Source organism: Phycicoccus sp. M110.8 (genome assembly GCF_032464895.1).
GTDB lineage: Bacteria > Actinomycetota > Actinomycetes > Actinomycetales > Dermatophilaceae > Pedococcus.
Map to the genome: position 1 here is coordinate 413,512 of NZ_JAWDIC010000004.1, position 17,919 is coordinate 431,430.

Consider the following 17,919-nt stretch of genomic DNA (forward strand, 5'->3'; position numbering starts at 1 on the left):
GTGGCCGACGTGGTCCTGCGCGAGTCACCCTCCCTCGCACCGCTGTTCGTCAAGGCGGCCCTTACGACTCGCGGGCGCGGGGGAGACCTCCCGTCGACGGTGCTGCGCCGGGAGGGCATCACCGTCGACCGGGACCGCCTGCTGGCGTACCAGCGGGTGTGCGGGTTCGGCGGGTCCGACGACCTGCCGCACACCTACCCGCACGTGCTGGGCTTCCCGCTGCAGGTGGCCCTCATGGCCGATCGTGGGTTCCCGCTGGCGCTGCCCGGGCTGGTCCACCTCGAGAACACCATCACCGTGCACCGACGGCTCACCGCCGACGACCGGCTCGACGTCGCCGTGCGGGCCGAGGACCTCCGGCCGCACGCCAAGGGGCGCCTCGTCGACCTGGTGACCGAGGTCGACGTGGCCGGCGAGCGCGCCTGGGAGGGCCGCAGCACGTACCTGCGCCGCGGAAGTGGTGGCGGACCGGCCGGGCCGGAGCCGGAGCCGGCCCCCGAGCTGCCCGACCGCGCGCCGGCTGCGGTGCTGCGCGTGCCCGAGGGGCAGGGTCGGGCGTATGCCGCCGTGTCCGGCGACGTCAACCCGATCCACCTGCACCCGCTGACGGCTCGTGCCATGGGGTTCCCGCGGGCCATCGCCCACGGCATGTGGACCGCTGCCCGCACGCTCGCCGCGCTCGGTCCCGGTGTCAACGGCCCCGGCACGGCGGGGCCGGGCACGTCGCACGTGTGGTTCGCCAAGCCGGTGCTGCTGCCGAGCACCGTCGAGCTCCTCGTCGACGACCGCTCGGACCCGGTCGTGGCCGGCCTGCGCTCGGCGAAGGACCCCGCCGTCCGTCACCTCACCCTGACCTTCGCCCGCTCCTGACCTTCAGGGGGCAGGCCAGGTGCCGCGTCAGAGGCGCTTGGCGTAGTAGCGCGACAGCTCGGAGTCGGCGTAGTGCCCGAAGGCCACGGTGGGCGTGTAGCCGCTGGCCTCGTAGAGCGCGATCGCCTCGGGCTGCATCGTGCCGGTCTCCAGGACGAGCAGCTCGGCACCCGCACCGCGGGCCGTGCGCTCCAGGGCGCCCAGGACGCGCCGGGCGTGGCCCTGTCGGCGAGCCGAGTCCGCGACGTACATCCGCTTGACCTCGGCGCTGCGCCCGCCGACCACGTCGTCGAGCTCGGGTCGCATCCGCCAGCCGCCCATGGCCACGGGTTCGCCCTCGAGCGTGCCCAGCAGGAAGCACCCCTGGGGCGGGTCGAACTCGCGTGCGTCGACCGGGGAGTCGTCCGGACCGCCGTAGATGACGACGTAGTGCGCCTGGACCTCCTGCACCAGGCGCTGCACCCGGGGGTCGAGGAAGTCGACCCGGTCCAGCCGCAGCTCGGCCGACGTGGTTCCCGGCGGCATCAGCCGAGCGAGATGAGCGACGCGACGGCGTCCCGCACGGGGGTCTCGCCGGCCACGACGTCGAACTGCCGGCGGTCGGGAGCCGGGCTCTCGAGCACCGACAGCAGCACGTCCGCGACATCGGCCCGGGGGATCGACCCGCTGGGGAGGGAGGCGCCGACGGTCACGTGGCCCGTGGGGGAGTCGTCCGTGAGGCGCCCGGGACGCACGATCGTCCAGACCAGGTCGGAGCGGCCGCGCAGGTCGGCGTCGGCCGCCGCCTTCGCGCGCAGGTAGACCTGGAACACGTCGTCCGAGGTCGGGTCGGCCTTCTCCGTGCCCATCGAGGAGACCATGACGTACCGCGCCACCCCGGCGGCCGAGGCGGCGTCGGCGAGCAGCACCGCGCCGGCACGGTCGACGGTCTCCTTGCGCTCCGCCGTGCTGCCGGGTCCCGCGCCGGCGGCGAAGACGACGGCGTCCGCGCCCCGGAGCACGTGGGTCACGTCGGTGACCGAGGCCGACTCGAGGTCCAGCACGACGGGCGTCGCGCCGACCGCGTGCACGTCGCGTTCGTGGTCGGGGTTGCGCACCAGCGCGACCGGGTCGTGGCCCGCGTCGGCGAGGCGCTTCTCGAGCAGCAGGGCGATCTGGCCGTGTCCACCGGCGATGACGACGCGCATGCGACCTGTCTACCAGCGGCCGGGGGTCCCTGCTCAGCGGAGGCGGTGTCGCACCCAGACGCCCGGCTCGACGTAGACGGCGTGGTCGTGGGTCAGGTCGCAGTGGACGGGGTTCAGCGCCCCGGGGACGACGACGTCGCCGGTGGAGTCGAACGGCATGCCGGTCCACTCACGCCACTGCGCGAGGGTCCCGGAGATGGTCATCGCCCGCGGGCACACGCCGACCACCTCGGCGCCGACCCGCACGTGCAACCGCAGCCACGGGTCCTCCGGCAGCCCGTCGGGCCGGGTGCGCGCGGCATACTCGCGCATCCCCACCCGGGGCTCCAGGTGCTTGCCGCTCGGGCGCACCGGGGCGACCAGCTCGCCGAAGCCGAGCCGCGCGGCCTTGGCCCGCTTGGCCTCGAGCAGGACCGACGCCAGCCCGGTGCCGCGCAGGTCGGGACGGATCGCCACCTCGATTGCCGACACGTGCGTCGGCTCCCGGCCCGCCACGTCGTCGAGCCAGGCCCACCGGATGACGCCGTCCCAGCCGTCCTCCGGCAGCTCGGTGCGCCCCAGGTCGGCCCCCATGGCGAACGGGATCGCGCACGACCGGGCCACCGGCCGCCCACCCGCCTCGTCGCGGTCGAACGCGAGCAGTGTGTACTCGGCGTACCGCGTGCCGGCGCGGGCGTAGAACAGGTCGCCGACCGGGTCCTGCTGCATGAACCGCGGCCACAGGTCGTCGAAGTCCCACAGCCGGTCGGCCAGGTCCGGCCGTTCCGCGAGGGTGACGATCTCGAGGTCCATGCTGCGACGGTATGCCGCGCGCCGGTACTCGCGCGCGGCCTTTTCCGCCTGGCGGATAGCATCGGGATGCCGGGCACGCAGACGCGTGCACGGCATCCGCGAAGCACCGAACCGCACCACCCACCCGAGGAGAAGCCAGCGTGCCTGCCGAGATCACCGTCCACGTCGCCGGGAGCGAGCGATCGGTGCCGGAGCAGACGACGGCGGCCGAGCTCTTCGAGGGAGACCGGGCCGTGCTCGTCGCCCGGGTCAACGGGGAGCTGCGCGACCTCGCGCACGTCCTCGCCGACGGCGACACCGTCGAGCCCGTGACCGCGCAGGAGCAGGACGGCCTCGACGTGCTGCGGCACAGCGCCGCCCACGTCCTGGCCCAGGCCGTGCAGGAGGTCAACCCCAAGGCCCGCCTCGGCATCGGGCCGCCCGTGCGCGACGGCTTCTACTACGACTTCGACGTCGAGGAGCCGTTCAGCCCCGACGACCTCAAGGCCCTCGAGAAGGTCATGCAGCGCATCGTCAACGAGGGCCAGACCTTCGTGCGCCGCGAGGTCAGCGACGAGGACGCCGCGGTCGAGCTCGCCGACGAGCCGTACAAGATCGAGCTGATCGGCCTCAAGGGCGGCGCCTCCGGGGACGTCGAGGAGGCCGCCGAGGGTGCCTCCGTCGAGGTCGGGGGAGCGCAGCTCACCATCTACGACAACGTCCGCCGCGACGGCTCGCGCGCGTGGGGCGACCTGTGCCGCGGCCCGCACGTGCCCACCACCAAGGTCCTCGGCAACGCGTTCAAGCTGATGCGCAGTGGTGGCGCCTACTGGCGGGGCAGCGAGAAGAACCCGCAGCTGCAGCGCATCTACGGCACCGCGTGGCCGACCAAGGACGACCTCAAGGCCTACCTCGACCGGCTCGCCGAGGCCGAGAAGCGCGACCACCGCAAGCTCGGTGCCGAGCTCGACCTGTTCTCCTTCCCCGAGGTGCTCGGCGCCGGCCTACCGGTGTTCCACCCCAAGGGCGGCGTCATCAAGCGGGAGATGGAGGACTACGTCCGGCGGCGGCACCTCGAGGAGGGCTTCAGCTACGTCGGGTCGCCGCACATCAGCCGCGAGGAGCTCTTCTACACCTCGGGCCACCTGCCGTACTACTCCCAGGGCATGTTCCCGCCCATGGACGTCGACGGGCAGAACTACCGCCTCAAGGCGATGAACTGCCCGATCCACAACCTCATCTACAAGTCGCGCGGGCGGTCCTACCGCGAGCTGCCGCTGCGGTTCTTCGAGTTCGGCACCGTCTACCGCGACGAGAAGTCGGGCGTGCTGTCGGGCCTGACCCGGGTGCGCATGATCACCCAGGACGACAGCCACTCCTACGTCACCAAGGAGGGCGCGCCCGACGAGGTCCGGCACCTGCTGGACTTCGTGCTGTCGCTGCTGCGCGACTTCGGGCTCGACGACTACTACCTCGAGCTGTCGACCCGTGACGACAGCAAGCCGGACAAGTTCATCGGGTCCGACGAGCAGTGGGCCGAGGCGACCGCGATCCTGCAGGAGGTCGCCGACGGCAGCGGGCTCGAGCTCGTCCCCGACCCGGGTGGCGCGGCCTTCTACGGGCCGAAGATCTCGGTCCAGGCGCGCGACGCGATCGGCCGGACCTGGCAGATGTCGACCATCCAGTACGACTTCAGCCAGCCGGCCAGGTTCGAGCTCGAGTACCAGGCCGCCGACGGCACCCGCCAGCAGCCGGTCATGATCCACTCGGCCAAGTTCGGGTCGATCGAGCGGTTCATCGGCGTGCTGGTCGAGCACTACGCCGGTGCGTTCCCGCCCTGGCTGTCGCCCGTCCAGGTCACCGGCATCCCCGTCGCCGAGGAGTACTCCGAGTACCTCCACGAGGTCGCGGACCAGCTGCGTGCCAAGGGGATCCGCGTCGAGGTCGACGACAGCGACGACCGCTTCCCGAAGAAGATCCGCAACGCCAGCAAGTCCAAGGTGCCGTTCGTGCTCATCGCGGGCGAGGAGGACCGGTCCAAGGGGGCCGTGTCCTTCCGGTACCGCGACGGCTCGCAGAAGAACGGCGTCCCGGTGGCCGAGGCCGTGGCCGAGGTCCTCGAGGCCGTGGAGTCGCGCCGCCAGGTCTGACACCCGGCGCCGTCGGCCACCGCCCCTGCCGTGTCAGGCGCCGGTGGCCGACGGCCTCCAGACCATCCGGACGTCGGGGGCGTGCTCCTCGTTGTCGCCCTCGGTCCACTCGACGGCCTCGAACCCGTGCCGCTCGTAGAACCGCAGGGCACCCTCGTTGCTCTGGAACGCCCAGAGCTGCAGCCCCGCCGGGAACCGCGTCTTCGCCAGCCCGAGGAGCTGTGTCCCGAGGCCGCGGCCGGTGTGGTCGGCGGTGATGTAGAGGTGGCCGAGCTGGTCCGGCGCCATGAGCGCGAGGAAGCCGACGAGGCGGTCGGCCTCCTGGGCGACCCAGACCTCGAACTCGCGCAGCAGCACCGTCTCGACGAACGGGAGCACGCTCTCGCGCGGGTGCACGATCATCGGGATGCTGGGCACGGACTCGGTGCGGACCAGCCAGAACAGCTCCGCCAGGTCGCTCGCGTCGTCGGGCGTCGCGGGGCGGATCGTCGGCTGCTGCCCCGCAGGGGACTGCTCGTCGTTGGCAGGCGTCCCGACGGCGCGGGGGGATGCGTCGTGGTGTGCGGTCACGACGGCCATTGTGGCCGAGCGGGCCCGGGCCCGCCTCCACCCCCGGGACGGTCCCCCTAGGATCGCCGCATGACCGACGAGCTCGAGCGGGACACCGACTTCGCCGGGGTGCACGACGGCTTCGAACGCCTCTGGACGCCGCACCGGATGGCGTACATCACCGGGGAGCGGCCGAGCGAGGACGCCGGCGACGGCTGCCCGTTCTGCGCCGCACCCGGCAAGGACGACGCCCAAGGCCTCATCGTCCACCGCGGGCAGCACTGCTACGTCGTCATGAACCTCTTCCCGTACAACCCCGGCCACGTCCTCGTCTGCCCGTACCGCCACGTGTCGCTCTACGTCGACCTCACCGACGAGGAGACCACCGAGTTCACCGCGCTGACCAAGGCCGCGATCGGCGCGCTCGACGCCTCCAGCGCCCCGCACGGCTACAACGTGGGCATGAACCAGGGCGCGGTCGCCGGCGCCGGGGTGCAGGCGCACCTGCACCAGCACGTCGTGCCCCGGTGGGGAGGCGACGCCAACTTCCTGCCCATCATCGGGCAGACGAAGGCACTTCCGACGTTGCTCGAGGACGTGCGGACCCAGCTCGTGGCGGCGTGGCCGCGAGCCGGCGAGGGCGCCTGACCCGTTCGAGCGGCAGGAACGCCAGCAGGCAGACCACCAGCGGCAGGAAGTGGATCTTGAGCATCACGTAGGTGCTCAGGTGGAAGCCCGCCCAGAAGAGCAGGCCGGCATACAGCGCACGCCCCCTCAGCCACAGCAGGACGGGGGAGCAGAACTCGGCGACGAGCACGATCCACTGCAGCGCGTGCGTGAGGGCAGGGTGCGAGCCGACCCAGGGCCCGATGCCGTTGGGGCGCCTCGTGAGCGCCCAGATCAGCGTGGCGCCGTTCGCCCACCCCCAGCCGCCGAACCGCATCTTCGCCCACGCCGACAGGGCGTAGATGCACACCGCCCCGACCTGCACCATCCGCACGGCCCAGCCGGCTCGCTCGGTGCGCTCGTCGACCTCGCGGGTGCTCGCCCGGCCCGCCGTCGGGAGGACGAAGAGCGCCACGACGAGGGCGAAGTGGTCGTGGTCGACCTTGGAGTAGGCGAAGGCGTTGCTCACCCAGTCGAGCATCCCGACGGCGCAGACCCAGCCCGCGAGACGCGGGAGCCGCCCCGTCGCAGCGACGGCGGAGCTGACGAGGATGACGCCGAGCAGCCAGCGCACGTAGTCGTGCGACGGCACCGGCAGGTGCAGCAGGTCCCGGACCAGGAGACCGCGGTACAGGCTCGGCGGGACGTCGCCGTGGGGTATCGGGTCGGTGACGATCCACAGCACGTCGAGCCACACGAAGGGGTAGATGACGCGCCGCAGCCACGCCACCCGCGCCGGCGGCAGCGCGGGCACGAGGAAACCGCGCACCGCCCGCGCCGCGTTCACGGGGCACCACCCGGTATGCCGGTCGGCTCGGGGTGCAACGGGTCGCGGACCTCCCACGTGGCCAGGGTCGTGACGACCACCTCACCCGTCCTGATGCGGGTCTGGGTGTTGCGCAGCCAGATCGTGCGGTACGCCGGCTCGCGCGGCAGGCGGCGCGAGTGCAGCACCGCGATGTCCTGCAGGATCTCGGGGTCGCGGATGATCCGCGGCGCCTGGCCCTCGACCTCGGCCCGCTCGATGCCGATCTTCTCCTTGGACAGGGGCACGCGCACGACCTCGCCGTCGACCGTCAGCGCGTCCATGCCGAGGGAGTTGATGACGCCGTCGTTGCGCACCGAGAACGCGTACTGGGACATCGGCGCGAACGGCCACCAGTCGTCGTTCCCGACCAGCGTCCCCGCCGCCGCCGTGACCACCACCGCCGCCGTCACCGTGAGCCGCCACCCCAGTGCGAGCGGTCCGAGCCGTCGCACCCCTGCCCCCGTCATGGCGCACATGGTGCCAGAGGGCCCTGCACGGGATGCCACACTGGCCCCATGGACTCCAGCAGCGGCACCGGTCGCGGCGTGCTCGTCTTCGACGGCGACTGCGGCTTCTGCACCACCAGTGCGCGGTTCGCCAAGCGGTGGGTCGACCGGCGCGGTCGCTACGACCTGCGGCCGTGGCAGGAGCTCGACCTCGAGGCGCTCGGCCTCACGCAGGCCCAGTGCATCGAGGCGGCCCAGTACGTCCGCCCCGACGGCAGCGTGGCCTCGGCCCACCTCGCCATCGCCGAGGGACTGCGCCACGGCGCGCCGCTGTGGCGGCCGCTCGGGTGGCTGGTGGCCGCCCCCGGCGTCCGCGCCGTCGCAGGGCGCGTCTACACGTGGGTGGCGGACCACCGCTACCAGCTCCCGGGCGGCACCCCGGCGTGCGCACCGACGCAGCCCGCCACGGCGCCGGCCGCGTCGGGCACCGCCGGGCCCTCGGCTCAGTAGGCTGGCGCCCACCATGCTCAACAAGTACGCGCGCGCCTTCTTCACCAAGGTCTTCACGCCGGTGGCCCGGTTCCTGCTCAAGCTCGGGATCAGCCCCGACGTCGTCACGACCGTCGGCACCATCGGCGTCTGCGTCGGGGCGCTGGCGTTCTACCCCCGTGGTGGCACGAACTTCTTCTGGGGCACGCTGGTCGTCACCCTGTTCGTCTTCTCCGACACCGTCGACGGCGTGATGGCGCGCATGTCCGGCCGCTCCGGCAACTGGGGCGCCTACCTCGACTCCACGCTCGACCGCGTCGGCGACTCGGCGATCTTCGGCGGACTCGTGCTCTGGTACGCCGGCAGCGGCGACAACTTCCTCATGGCCGGGCTCGCGCTGGCCTGCCTGATCCTCGGAAGCGTCGTGTCCTACGCGAAGGCGCGTGCAGAGGGCCTGGGCTTCACCGCCAACGTCGGCATCGCCGAGCGGGCCGACCGGCTCGTCGCCGTGCTCGTGACGACGGGCCTGGTCGGGCTCGGGCTGCCCGAGGTCGTCCTCGGCGTCGTGCTGGCCCTGCTGGCCGTCGCCAGCCTGGTCACCGTCGTGCAGCGGATGCTGATGGTGCGCCGCCAGGCGCTGGCCGAGACCGCCTGAGCCCGTGCGCGGCATCGGCGACGTCTTGGCCGTCGGGGGCTACCGGCTCGGCTGGGGAGCGGTCCGCCGCCTCCCCGAGCGCACGGCATACACGGTCTTCGACCAGCTGGCCGACCTCACCGTCGCCCGCGGGGGAAAGGGCGTGCAGCGCCTGCGCGCCAACTACGCGAAGGTGCGCCCGGAGCTCGGCGAGCCCGAGCTCGACGCCCTCGTCAAGGCAGGGATGCGGTCGTACATGCGGTACTACTGCGAGGCGTTCCGGCTCCCGGACCGCACGCAGGCAGAGCTCGAGGCGTCCGTGCGCGTCGTCGGCGACGCGCCCGTGCGGGCCGAGATCGCCGCGGGTCGCCCGGTCGTCTGCTTCCTCGGCCACCTGGGCAACTGGGACCTCGCCGGCGCGTGGGGGACCCGGGCCATCGCGCCCGTCGTCACCGTCGCCGAGCGGCTCAAGCCCGAGGAGGTGTATGCCGAGTTCCTCGCCTTCCGCGAGTCGCTGGGCATGACGATCCTGCCGCTGACCGGCGGTGGCGACGTGTTCGCCCAGCTGCGCGGCCACCTGGCCCAGCCGGTGCTCATGCCGCTGCTCGCCGACCGCGACCTCACCGCGCGCGGGGTCGAGGTCGACCTGTGCGGCCACCGCACCTCGATGGCGGCCGGTCCGGCCGCCCTGTCGCTGGCCAGCGGTGCCGCGCTGTTCCCGGTGTCCATCCACTACGAGCCGGTGGGGCAGCCGTCGTGGCGGCACCGGGTGGTCATCACCTTCCACGAGCGGGTGACCGTCCCGTCGAGCGGGACGACCCGTGCCAAGGCGGTCTCCATGACCCAGCAGTGCGCCGACGCCCTTGGCGGCGCCATCCGCGAGCACACGCAGGACTGGCACATGCTCCAGCGCGTCTTCCTCGAGGACCTGCCGGGCGCGACGCCCGTGGAGGCGCCCACGACCGCGCCCGGTGGGGTGCCCCGCTCGGGTCAGGGTGACGAGGTTCGCCGGTGAGGATCGGCCTCGTCTGCCCGTACTCCTTCGACGTGCCCGGGGGAGTGCAGTTCCACGTCCGCGACCTCGCGGAGCACTTCCTAGCCGAGGGGCACCACGCGCGTGTCCTCGCGCCGGCTGACGACGACACCCCGCTGCCCGACTACGTCGAGTCGGTGGGGCGCGCGGTCCCTGTGCGCTACAACGGCTCCGTCGCGCGGCTCAGCTTCGGCCCGGTCACGGCGGCGCGGGTCGGGCGCTGGCTCGAGCAGGGCGACTTCGACGTCCTGCACATCCACGAGCCGGTGACGCCCAGCGTCTCGCTGCTGGCCCTCTGGGCAGGGGAGGGCCCGATCGTCGGGACCTTCCACACGAGCAACCTGCGCTCGCGTGCCATGCAGGCGGCATTCCCGATCCTTCGCCCGAGCCTGGAGAAGATCAGCGCGCGGATCGCGGTGTCCGAGGACGCCCGGCGCACGGTGACGACGCACCTCGGTGGCGACGCGGTCGTGATCCCCAACGGCGTCAACGTCGCCCGCTTCGCGTCGGCTGCCCCGAACCCGTCGTGGCAGGGCACCCCCGAGGCCCCGACCCTGGCGTTCCTCGGGCGCATCGACGAGCCGCGCAAGGGCCTGCCGGTGCTCGCGGCAGCGATGTCGCAGGTCCTGCGCACGCACCCCGGCACCCGGCTGCTCGTGGCCGGGCCGGGCGACGTCGACGCCGCGCGCGAGCGCATGACGCCCGAGGTGGCCCGTGCCACCGAGTTCCTCGGCATGGTGTCCGACGACGACAAGGCAGCCCTGCTGTCCTCCGTCGACGCCTACGTCGCCCCGCACACCGGTGGCGAGTCCTTCGGCATCGTCCTCGTCGAGGCGATGAGCGCCGGCGCCCCGGTCGTCGCGAGCGACCTGGCCGCGTTCCTGCGCGTGCTCGACGGCGGCCGCACCGGGGTGATGTTCGCCAACGAGGACCACGAGGACCTGGCCGCCAAGCTCTGCCGGCTGCTCGAGGACCCGCGGGAGCGCGCACGCCTCGCGGAGGAGGGGCACCGGCGGGCGATGGTCTTCGACTGGTCGGAGGTGGCCCGCGACGTGATGGCCGTCTACGAGATGGTGACCCACGGTGCCGACGAGACGCGCTTCGACTCGGGCTCGGACACGCGGTGGACCCGGCTGCTGCGCGGCCGGCGAGGAGGTGAGGAGACGTGGACGCGCTGACGTGGGGCGCCGTCGCCGTGGCCCTGCTGCTCGGGGTCGCCTGGTACCTGTCCTACAGCGCGGCCCGGCTCGACCGGCTGCACACGCGAGTGGAGGGGTCGCTCTCGGCCCTCGACGCCCAGCTGGTGCGCCGCGCCGAGGCGACCCTGGAGCTCGCCAACTCCGGGGCGCTGGACCCCGCCTCCGCGCTCATGCTCGTGAGCGTGGCCTCCGAGTCGCTGGAGGCGCACAACGAGCGCGCGCTCGAGGACGACCTGCTCGAGGGGCAGGTCTTCGGCCCGCGCGAGGGCATCGAGAGCGGCCTCACCGAGGCGCTGCAGGCGGCCCTGTCCGCGGACGTCGTCGCCCACCTGCGCGAGGACCCCGCAGGTCCCGCGGCTGCTGCCCTCGAGCGGGTCGAGGCCGCGGGGATGCGCGTGCAGCTCGCCCGGCGGTTCCACAACGACGCGGTGACCGACGTCCGCCGGGTCCGGCGCAAGCAGGTCGTGCGCGTCTTCCGGCTCGCCGGCCATGCCGACCTGCCCCGGACCGTCGAGTTCGACGACGAGCTGCCGCCGGCCGTCCGCAGCAGCTGACGTCCACCAGCGCCCGGGCACCCCGGAGGGTTTCGCACTTCGGGCCACCTGACCCGCGACCGGGTTGCCCGGACCGCGGTTGGGTGGCCCGAAGTCCGGAGGCTTCCCGCACTTCGGGCCACCTGACCCGTGACCGGGTAGGCCGGACCGCGGCTGGGTGGCCCGAAGTGGGGGAGGTGGCGTCCGGTCAGCGGGACAGCAGGCCCTGCACCACCAGGGCCACCCCGAACACGAGGAACGCGACCGCGGCCCCGACCTTGATGACCTTCTCGGGCAGCTTGCGGCCGAGCACCGCGCCGACCCCGATGGCGAGCGCGTCGGCCAGCACCATGCCGAGGGTGCTGCCGACCCAGGTGCCGAACCAGCCCTCCTTGGCGGCGAGCGTGATGGTGGCGAGCATGGTCTTGTCCCCGAGCTCGGCGAGGAAGAAGGCCGTGCCGACCGCGAGAAGGGCCGCGCCGCTGCTGCGCCGCGCCTTGTCCGCCTCGTCCTCGGTGAGCTCGTCGCCGCGCAGCGTCCAGGCCGCGAAGCCGAGGAACGCGACGCCGGCCACGACGTTGACCAGCCACTGGTGGTCGCTGAACGCCGTGCCGACCAGCCGGCCGATCCCGACCGAGGCCAGGTGCACGACGGCGGTGGCGACGGTGATGCCGAGCAGCACCTGCCTGGCCCGGTACCTCGTCGCGAACGTCATGGCCATCAGCTGGCTCTTGTCGCCGAGCTCGGCGACGAAGATGACGGCAGTGCTGAGCAGGAATGCGTACATGGGTGTCTCTCCTCCGGCACCCGGCCGAGGAGACCCGTGACCGGACGTCCCTTCGACCAGGACGCCCGTCGTGGGTACGTCGAACTGGTCGAAAGTCTCGTCCGCCACCTGCGGAGGGTGGCCCACCGCACCGGACCCGGGGGTCAGTGTGTCGACGCGGCGGTTGGGGACTACTCCCTTTCGCAGGCCAGCGTATGCCGTGCGGCCGGGGCGCCCGTCACCGGGTCCGGTGGGCGCCCTCGTGGCGCCCGGCCGCAGGGGTGACTCCCCGGCATACCGGCGCCCGGCCACCAACTACCATGGAGGGGAAGCGCGCCCCCTGCGCTGCGCCCTCTGAACGACCGGAAGTAGGCACCTTCATGTCCGCCGACACGACCACCCCCACGACCCCGCCCGGCACCGGCACCCAGCGCGTCAAGCGCGGCATGGCCGAGATGCTCAAGGGCGGCGTCATCATGGACGTCGTCAACGCCGAGCAGGCCAAGATCGCCGAGGACGCCGGCGCCGTCGCCGTCATGGCGCTCGAGCGCGTCCCCGCCGACATCCGCGCCCAGGGCGGCGTCTCCCGGATGTCCGACCCCGACATGATCGACGGCATCATCGAGGCCGTCTCGATCCCGGTGATGGCCAAGGCCCGCATCGGCCACTTCGTCGAGGCGCAGGTGCTCCAGTCCCTGGGCGTCGACTACATCGACGAGTCCGAGGTGCTGACCCCGGCCGACTACACCAACCACATCGACAAGTGGGCGTTCACCGTCCCCTTCGTCTGCGGTGCGACCAACCTCGGCGAGGCCCTGCGCCGCATCACCGAGGGCGCGGCCATGATCCGCTCCAAGGGCGAGGCCGGCACCGGTGACGTCTCGAACGCCACCACCCACATGCGCAAGATGCGCGACCAGATCCGCTGGCTGCAGAACCTGCCCGAGGACGAGCTCTACGTCGCGGCCAAGGAGCTGCAGGCGCCGTACGACCTCGTCAAGGAGGTCGCCGAGGCGGGCAAGCTCCCCGTCGTGCTGTTCACCGCCGGCGGCATCGCGACCCCGGCCGACGCCGCGATGATGATGCAGCTCGGCGCCGAGGGCGTGTTCGTGGGCTCGGGCATCTTCAAGTCCGGCAACCCGGCCCAGCGCGCCGAGGCGATCGTCAAGGCGACGACCTTCTACGACGACCCCGACGTGATCGCCAAGGTCTCCCGCGGCCTGGGCGAGGCCATGGTCGGCATCAACGTCGACGAGATCCCCGAGCCGCACCGCCTGGCCGAGCGCGGCTGGTGACACCGGGGCCGGCGGCAGCGCCGCCGGCCGCCCGCTGACCTCTCGAGGGGTCACGACGGGCCGATGGACTCCGGTCCGCTCGGCCCGTCGTGGCCCCTCGACGCGTCCTGCGGCCGCGTCAGCCGGCCGCGTCGGGCAGCGCCATGAGCAGGACGGGCCGGTGGGTGTCGGGCAGCCACGACGGACGCGCCTCGCCCACCACCTGCCACCCCGCCCGCTGGTAGAGCCGCACCGCGCGCTCGGTCTCCTGCACCACGTCGAGCACCGGCACCCGGCCGCTGCGCCGGATGAAGGCGACGGACGCCTCCAGCAGCGCCCGTCCCACGCCCAGCCCGGAGACCCCGTGGTCGACGAACAGGACCGACACCGCGGCCAGCTCCTCGACCGGCCGCCCGGTCCCGGCGACCCAGCCGTCGACCTCGGGGCCGTCGCCGGCCACCGCGGTCACCGAGACGTGGCCGACGGGGACGTCGGTGTCACCGAGCGTGGCCACCCACGCGCCGAGCTCGCCCTGCCGCTGCAGGAACGACTCCACCGGCCAGGGCAGCGGCCATCGCTGCGGGTACCCCGTGTGCGGCTGCTGCGCCGCGAGGGCGCGGGCGAGGGCGGGGAGGTCGTCGGGGGTGCGCTCGCGGATGCGCACGGCGCCGGGCTGCGGCACGTCGGGGAGGGGCACGGGGTCCAGCCTAGGAGGGCGGTCGTAGCATTCCCGCCGTGACCACGCAGCCCACGATCGGTGTCCTGGCCGTCCAGGGCGACGTCCGCGAGCACCTGCGCGCCCTCGAGGACGCCGGCGCCCGTGCCGTCCCCGTCCGGCGCACGGTCGAGCTCGAGGCGGTGGACGGGCTGGTGCTGCCCGGCGGCGAGTCCACGACCATGGACAAGCTCGTCCGCGCGTTCGACCTCCACCAGCCGCTGCGCGCACGGATCGCGGAGGGTATGCCGGCATACGGCTCGTGCGCGGGGATGATCATGCTCGCCGACCGCATCGCCGACGCCCGCCCCGACCAGCAGACCCTCGGCGGCATCGACATGACGGTGCGGCGCAACGCGTTCGGCCGCCAGGTCGACTCGTTCGAGGAGGACCTGCACATCCACGCCATCGGCGGCGCGCCCATGAGGGCGGTCTTCATCCGGGCGCCCTGGGTCGAGCAGGTCGGCGACGCGGTGGACGTGCTGGCCCACGTCGAGGAGGGTCCCGCCGCAGGTAGGATCGTCGCCGTTCGTCAGGGGGCCCTGCTGGCCACCTCCTTCCACCCGGAAGTGACCGGTGACCACCGGTTCCACCAGTTGTTCGTCGAGATCGTGAGAGGCAACGCATGAGCGGCCACAGCAAATGGGCCACCACGAAGCACAAGAAGGCTGCCATCGACGCCAAGCGCGGCAAGCTCTTCGCCAAGCTCATCAAGAACATCGAGGTCGCGGCGCGCCAGGGCGGCGGTGACCCCGCGGGCAACCCGACGCTGTACGACGCCATCCAGAAGGCGAAGAAGTCCTCGGTCCCGAACAACAACATCGACAACGCCGTCAAGCGCGGCAGCGGCGCGACCGCCGGCGGTGCCGACTGGGAGAACATCACGTACGAGGGCTACGCGCCCGGTGGCGTGGCCGTCCTCATCGAGTGCCTCACCGACAACCGCAACCGCGCGGCCGCCGAGGTCCGCACCGCGCTGACCCGCAACGGCGGCCAGCTCGCCGACCCGGGCTCGGTCGCCTACGTCTTCGACCGCAAGGGCGTCGTCATCGTCCCGAAGACCGAGGGCCAGGGCGAGGACGACATCCTCGAGATCGTCCTCGACGCCGGGGCCGACGAGGTCAACGACAACGGCGACACCTGGGAGATCGTCAGCGAGGCGACGGACGTCGTCGCCGTGCGGACCGCCCTGCAGGACGCCGGCGTGGAGTACGACTCGGCCGAGGCCTCGTGGGTCCCGAACCTCCAGGTGCCGCTCGACCTCGAGGGCGCCCGCAGGATGATCCGCGTCATCGAGGCCCTGGAGGACTCCGACGACGTGCAGGACGTCTTCGCCAACGGCGACATCCCGGACGACGTCCTGGCCCAGCTCGAGGACGAGGACTAGGACGCCCCGGCCCGTGCGGCCGACCAGGCGGACACCGGCGCCCGCCCCTCGCGTGTCACTGCGGGGGAGCGGGCGCCGTCGTGTGTAGCGTTCGACCGAACACCTGTTCGGACGGAAGGGACTGACGTGCGCGTGCTCGGTGTCGACCCGGGGCTCACCCGGTGCGGCCTCGGCGTCGTCGACGGGAGCCGCGGCGGGCGCCTGTCGATGGTGGCCGTGGGCGTCGTGCGCACGCCCGGCGGCAGCGACACCGGGGAGCGGCTCGTCTACCTGCAGGACCAGCTCGACGCCTGGCTCGACCGGTTCGAGCCGGACGCCATCGCGCTCGAGCGCGTCTTCGCCGCCGACCACGTCCCGACCGTCATGACCACCGCCCAGGCATCCGGCCTGGTCCTCCTGGCGGCGGCACGCCGAGGCCTGCCGCTCGTCACCCACACCCCCAGCGAGGTCAAGGCCGCCGTCACCGGCCAGGGCCGCGCCGACAAGGCACAGGTCACCACGATGGTCACCCGCATCCTCGCCCTCGAGGTCGCCCCCAAGCCGGCCGACGCCGCCGACGCCCTCGCCCTGGCGATCTGCCACCACTGGCGCGGCGCCGGTGACCGCCGGCTCGCCCTCGCCGCGGCGTCCGAGCGCGCCCGCCTCAAGGCGGTGTCCTCGTGATCGCCTCCGTCCGCGGGCCGGTCCTGCACGCCGGGCTCGACCGCGTCGTCGTCGAGGTCGGCGGCGTGGGCATGCTGCTGCACACCGCGCCCGCCACCGCCGCGTCCGTCCACCGGGGCCAGGAGGCCACGCTGGCCACCACCCTGGTCGTGCGCGAGGACAGCCTCACGCTCTACGGCTTCGCGACCGACGACGAGCGCGACGTCTTCGAGCAGGTCCAGACCGTGTCCGGCGTCGGCCCGCGACTGGCGCTTGCCATGCTCTCCGTCATGCCCCCCGACCGGCTGCGGGCCGCCATCGGTGGCGGTGACGTCGCCGCCCTGACCAAGGTGCCCGGCATCGGCAAGAAGGGCGCCGAGCGGATGGTCCTGGAGCTGCGCGACAAGATCGGGCTGCCGACGGCGACCGCCGCCGCGACCAGCGGGCCCGTGGCCCGGGCGGTGGCCCCCTGGCGCGAGCAGGTGACCGAGGCCCTGACCGGGCTGGGCTGGACCGCCAGGCAGGCCGAGGACGCCGTCGCCCGGGTCGCGGACGGCGCCGACGGTGCTGCCGCTGCCGGCGCGAACCCCGACGTCTCGGCGATGCTCCGTGCCGCCCTGCGCGAGCTGGGCCGGTGAGCACCGTGGCCGACGGCTTCTCCTCCGAGATGTACGAGGACAGGTCGGTCGACGCGACCGCCCGCGTCGTCGACCCGGGCAGCGACGCCGACGAGCGCACCGTCGAGAACGCCCTGCGTCCCCGGCGCCTCAGCGAGTTCTCGGGCCAGACCCGGGTCCGCGACCAGCTCTCCCTCGTGCTCGAGGCGGCGCGACGCCGGGGGAGCGCCCCCGACCACGTCCTGCTCTCCGGGCCACCCGGGCTCGGCAAGACCACCCTGGCGATGCTCATCGGCACCGAGCTCGAGCGTCCGATCCGCATCACCAGCGGTCCAGCGATCCAGCACGCGGGTGACCTCGCCTCCGTGCTCTCGTCGCTGTCCGAGGGCGAGGTGCTCTTCCTCGACGAGATCCACCGCATGTCCCGCTCCGCCGAGGAGATGCTCTATCTCGCGATGGAGGACTTCCGGGTGGACGTCGTGGTCGGCAAGGGCCCCGGAGCCACCGCCATCCCGCTCGAGCTGCCGCCCTTCACCGTCGTCGGCGCGACGACGCGGGCGGGCCTGCTGCCGGCGCCCCTGCGCGACCGGTTCGGGTTCACCGGCCACCTCGACTTCTACGCGACCGACGACCTCGTGACGATCCTGCACCGCTCGGCGCGCCTGCTCGACGTGAGCGCCGACGAGGCCGGCATCCTCGAGATCTCCCGGCGGTCCCGCGGCACACCCCGCATCGCCAACCGGCTGCTCCGGCGCGTGCGGGACTGGGCGCAGGTGCACGGCCGCGACGTGGTCGACGAGGAGGCCGCCCACGCGGCACTGGCCCTCTTCGACGTCGACGACCGCGGGCTCGACCGGCTCGACCGCGCCGTGCTCGACGCGCTGTGCCGCCGCTTCGCCGGCGGACCCGTGGGCCTGTCCACCCTGGCCGTGGCCGTGGGGGAGGAGGCGGACACCGTCGAGACCGTCGCCGAACCGTTCCTCGTGCGCGAGGGGCTCGTGACGCGTACGCCCCGGGGCCGGGCCGCGACCGCGCTGGCCTGGGCGCACCTGGGCCTCACGCCCCCGGCCGGCGCCGACGTCCAGGTGCCGCTGCCGCTCGACGGCGAGGGCCGTTTCGGCGCCTGAGCGTGCCTCGGGTGCCCCTGGTGGGCAGCCTTCGCGTAGGTCACGATTGGAACGCG

22 protein-coding genes are annotated in these 17,919 nt (G+C 73.1%); 14 read left to right on the top strand and 8 right to left on the bottom strand.

Annotated elements, in window-relative coordinates; all coding sequences use genetic code 11:
• The gene (locus RKE38_RS17390; protein WP_316008731.1) at positions 1–870 is read left to right on the top strand and encodes a MaoC/PaaZ C-terminal domain-containing protein; all 870 of its coding nucleotides are present in this window, start codon (positions 1–3) and stop codon (positions 868–870) included.
• Between the two features lie 27 nt (positions 871–897).
• Here the strand turns inward: RKE38_RS17390 and RKE38_RS17395 are convergent, their stop codons facing one another.
• Genes RKE38_RS17395 through RKE38_RS17405 form a run of 3 tightly spaced genes read right to left on the bottom strand, consistent with a single transcriptional unit; the run spans position 898 to position 2,849 of the window.
• On the bottom strand, positions 898–1,395 hold the full coding sequence (locus RKE38_RS17395; protein WP_316008732.1) for a GNAT family N-acetyltransferase: 498 nt from the start codon (positions 1,393–1,395) through the stop codon (positions 898–900).
• A complete protein-coding gene (locus tag RKE38_RS17400; protein WP_316008733.1) occupies positions 1,395–2,057 on the bottom strand; it encodes an SDR family oxidoreductase in 663 nt (220 codons plus the stop codon). Before RKE38_RS17400 ends, RKE38_RS17395 begins: the two co-directional genes overlap by 1 nt.
• A gap of 33 nt (positions 2,058–2,090) precedes the next feature.
• The gene (locus RKE38_RS17405; RefSeq protein ID WP_316008734.1) at positions 2,091–2,849 is read right to left on the bottom strand and encodes an N-acetyltransferase; all 759 of its coding nucleotides are present in this window, start codon (positions 2,847–2,849) and stop codon (positions 2,091–2,093) included.
• 140 nt (positions 2,850–2,989) lie between these two features.
• Between RKE38_RS17405 and thrS the strand changes: the two genes are divergently transcribed.
• Complete coding sequence (gene thrS / locus RKE38_RS17410; protein WP_316008735.1) at positions 2,990–4,978, top strand: threonine--tRNA ligase; 1,989 nt, start codon at positions 2,990–2,992, stop codon at positions 4,976–4,978.
• 33 nt (positions 4,979–5,011) lie between these two features.
• On the opposite strand, the gene RKE38_RS17415 is transcribed toward thrS, so the two are convergent.
• Positions 5,012–5,548 (bottom strand): GNAT family N-acetyltransferase, encoded by a 537-nt coding sequence (locus RKE38_RS17415; RefSeq protein ID WP_316008736.1) that lies wholly within the window; start codon positions 5,546–5,548, stop codon positions 5,012–5,014.
• Positions 5,549–5,617: 69 nt separating this feature from the next.
• On the opposite strand from RKE38_RS17415, the gene RKE38_RS17420 reads away from it, so the two are divergent.
• Complete coding sequence (locus RKE38_RS17420; protein WP_316008737.1) at positions 5,618–6,175, top strand: HIT domain-containing protein; 558 nt, start codon at positions 5,618–5,620, stop codon at positions 6,173–6,175.
• Here RKE38_RS17420 and RKE38_RS17425 read toward each other — a convergent pair.
• Complete coding sequence (locus RKE38_RS17425) at positions 6,084–6,980, bottom strand: hypothetical protein (RefSeq protein ID WP_316008738.1); 897 nt, start codon at positions 6,978–6,980, stop codon at positions 6,084–6,086. The genes RKE38_RS17420 and RKE38_RS17425 overlap by 92 nt on opposite strands.
• Positions 6,977–7,468 carry a hypothetical protein gene (locus tag RKE38_RS17430; RefSeq protein ID WP_316008739.1) on the bottom strand — a complete coding sequence of 164 codons (492 nt, stop codon included), beginning with the start codon at positions 7,466–7,468 and terminating at the stop codon, positions 6,977–6,979. Before RKE38_RS17430 ends, RKE38_RS17425 begins: the two co-directional genes overlap by 4 nt.
• Before the next feature lie 48 nt (positions 7,469–7,516).
• Here RKE38_RS17430 and RKE38_RS17435 point away from each other — a divergent pair, with 48 nt between their 5' ends.
• From RKE38_RS17435 to RKE38_RS17455, 5 genes are read left to right on the top strand one after another with little or no spacing between them, the layout of a single operon-like run.
• Entirely contained in the window at positions 7,517–7,957 is a 441-nt protein-coding gene (locus RKE38_RS17435) for a DUF393 domain-containing protein (protein ID WP_316008740.1), read from the top strand.
• A gap of 13 nt (positions 7,958–7,970) precedes the next feature.
• A complete protein-coding gene (gene pgsA / locus RKE38_RS17440) occupies positions 7,971–8,591 on the top strand; it encodes a phosphatidylinositol phosphate synthase (RefSeq protein WP_310156770.1) in 621 nt (206 codons plus the stop codon).
• A gap of 4 nt (positions 8,592–8,595) precedes the next feature.
• Complete coding sequence (locus tag RKE38_RS17445) at positions 8,596–9,585, top strand: phosphatidylinositol mannoside acyltransferase (protein ID WP_316008741.1); 990 nt, start codon at positions 8,596–8,598, stop codon at positions 9,583–9,585.
• Positions 9,582–10,781 carry a glycosyltransferase family 4 protein gene (locus tag RKE38_RS17450; protein WP_316008742.1) on the top strand — a complete coding sequence of 400 codons (1,200 nt, stop codon included), beginning with the start codon at positions 9,582–9,584 and terminating at the stop codon, positions 10,779–10,781. The genes RKE38_RS17445 and RKE38_RS17450 overlap by 4 nt, the downstream gene beginning before the upstream one ends.
• Positions 10,769–11,356, top strand: a complete 588-nt coding sequence (locus RKE38_RS17455) for a hypothetical protein (protein WP_316008743.1) — start codon at positions 10,769–10,771, stop codon at positions 11,354–11,356. Before RKE38_RS17450 ends, RKE38_RS17455 begins: the two co-directional genes overlap by 13 nt.
• Positions 11,357–11,543: 187 nt before the next feature.
• Here RKE38_RS17455 and RKE38_RS17460 read toward each other — a convergent pair whose 3' ends face one another.
• Positions 11,544–12,122, bottom strand: a complete 579-nt coding sequence (locus RKE38_RS17460) for a TMEM165/GDT1 family protein (protein ID WP_316008744.1) — start codon at positions 12,120–12,122, stop codon at positions 11,544–11,546.
• A 359-nt stretch (positions 12,123–12,481) separates the two neighbouring features.
• Here RKE38_RS17460 and pdxS point away from each other — a divergent pair, with 359 nt between their 5' ends.
• Complete coding sequence (gene pdxS, locus RKE38_RS17465; protein ID WP_316008745.1) at positions 12,482–13,396, top strand: pyridoxal 5'-phosphate synthase lyase subunit PdxS; 915 nt, start codon at positions 12,482–12,484, stop codon at positions 13,394–13,396.
• A 118-nt stretch (positions 13,397–13,514) separates the two neighbouring features.
• Here pdxS and RKE38_RS17470 read toward each other — a convergent pair whose 3' ends face one another.
• Positions 13,515–14,072: a GNAT family N-acetyltransferase gene (locus tag RKE38_RS17470; protein ID WP_316008746.1), complete on the bottom strand. Its 558-nt coding sequence runs from the start codon at positions 14,070–14,072 to the stop codon at positions 13,515–13,517.
• Positions 14,073–14,110: 38 nt separating this feature from the next.
• Here RKE38_RS17470 and pdxT point away from each other — a divergent pair, with 38 nt between their 5' ends.
• The 5 genes from pdxT to ruvB all read left to right on the top strand — a co-directional run bounded on the left by pdxT (position 14,111) and on the right by ruvB (position 17,863).
• Positions 14,111–14,719, top strand: coding sequence for a pyridoxal 5'-phosphate synthase glutaminase subunit PdxT (gene pdxT / locus RKE38_RS17475; protein ID WP_316008747.1), 609 nt, complete (start codon positions 14,111–14,113; stop codon positions 14,717–14,719).
• Entirely contained in the window at positions 14,716–15,477 is a 762-nt protein-coding gene (locus RKE38_RS17480) for a YebC/PmpR family DNA-binding transcriptional regulator (protein WP_316008748.1), read from the top strand. Before pdxT ends, RKE38_RS17480 begins: the two co-directional genes overlap by 4 nt.
• Positions 15,478–15,603: 126 nt before the next feature.
• Positions 15,604–16,140, top strand: coding sequence for a crossover junction endodeoxyribonuclease RuvC (ruvC, locus tag RKE38_RS17485; RefSeq protein WP_316008749.1), 537 nt, complete (start codon positions 15,604–15,606; stop codon positions 16,138–16,140).
• Positions 16,137–16,757, top strand: a complete 621-nt coding sequence (gene ruvA, locus RKE38_RS17490; RefSeq protein WP_316008750.1) for a Holliday junction branch migration protein RuvA — start codon at positions 16,137–16,139, stop codon at positions 16,755–16,757. The genes ruvC and ruvA overlap by 4 nt, the downstream gene beginning before the upstream one ends.
• A gap of 29 nt (positions 16,758–16,786) precedes the next feature.
• On the top strand, positions 16,787–17,863 hold the full coding sequence (gene ruvB / locus RKE38_RS17495) for a Holliday junction branch migration DNA helicase RuvB (protein WP_316008913.1): 1,077 nt from the start codon (positions 16,787–16,789) through the stop codon (positions 17,861–17,863).
• The last annotated feature ends 56 nt before the right edge of the window (positions 17,864–17,919 follow it).

Excerpts from the sequence above, each read along its gene's own strand:
- pgsA (WP_310156770.1), top strand. The coding sequence starts at position 7,971 with ATGCTCAACAAGTACGCGCGCGCCTTCTTCACCAAGGTCTTCACGCCG.
- RKE38_RS17395 (WP_316008732.1), bottom strand. The coding sequence starts at position 1,395 with ATGCCGCCGGGAACCACGTCGGCCGAGCTGCGGCTGGACCGGGTCGAC.
- RKE38_RS17435 (WP_316008740.1), top strand. The coding sequence starts at position 7,517 with ATGGACTCCAGCAGCGGCACCGGTCGCGGCGTGCTCGTCTTCGACGGC.
- RKE38_RS17405 (WP_316008734.1), bottom strand. The coding sequence starts at position 2,849 with ATGGACCTCGAGATCGTCACCCTCGCGGAACGGCCGGACCTGGCCGAC.
- RKE38_RS17430 (WP_316008739.1), bottom strand. The coding sequence starts at position 7,468 with ATGACGGGGGCAGGGGTGCGACGGCTCGGACCGCTCGCACTGGGGTGG.
- RKE38_RS17400 (WP_316008733.1), bottom strand. The coding sequence starts at position 2,057 with ATGCGCGTCGTCATCGCCGGTGGACACGGCCAGATCGCCCTGCTGCTC.
- ruvB (WP_316008913.1), top strand. The coding sequence starts at position 16,787 with ATGTACGAGGACAGGTCGGTCGACGCGACCGCCCGCGTCGTCGACCCG.
- RKE38_RS17420 (WP_316008737.1), top strand. The coding sequence starts at position 5,618 with ATGACCGACGAGCTCGAGCGGGACACCGACTTCGCCGGGGTGCACGAC.
- RKE38_RS17480 (WP_316008748.1), top strand. The coding sequence starts at position 14,716 with ATGAGCGGCCACAGCAAATGGGCCACCACGAAGCACAAGAAGGCTGCC.
- RKE38_RS17460 (WP_316008744.1), bottom strand. The coding sequence starts at position 12,122 with ATGTACGCATTCCTGCTCAGCACTGCCGTCATCTTCGTCGCCGAGCTC.
- pdxS (WP_316008745.1), top strand. The coding sequence starts at position 12,482 with ATGTCCGCCGACACGACCACCCCCACGACCCCGCCCGGCACCGGCACC.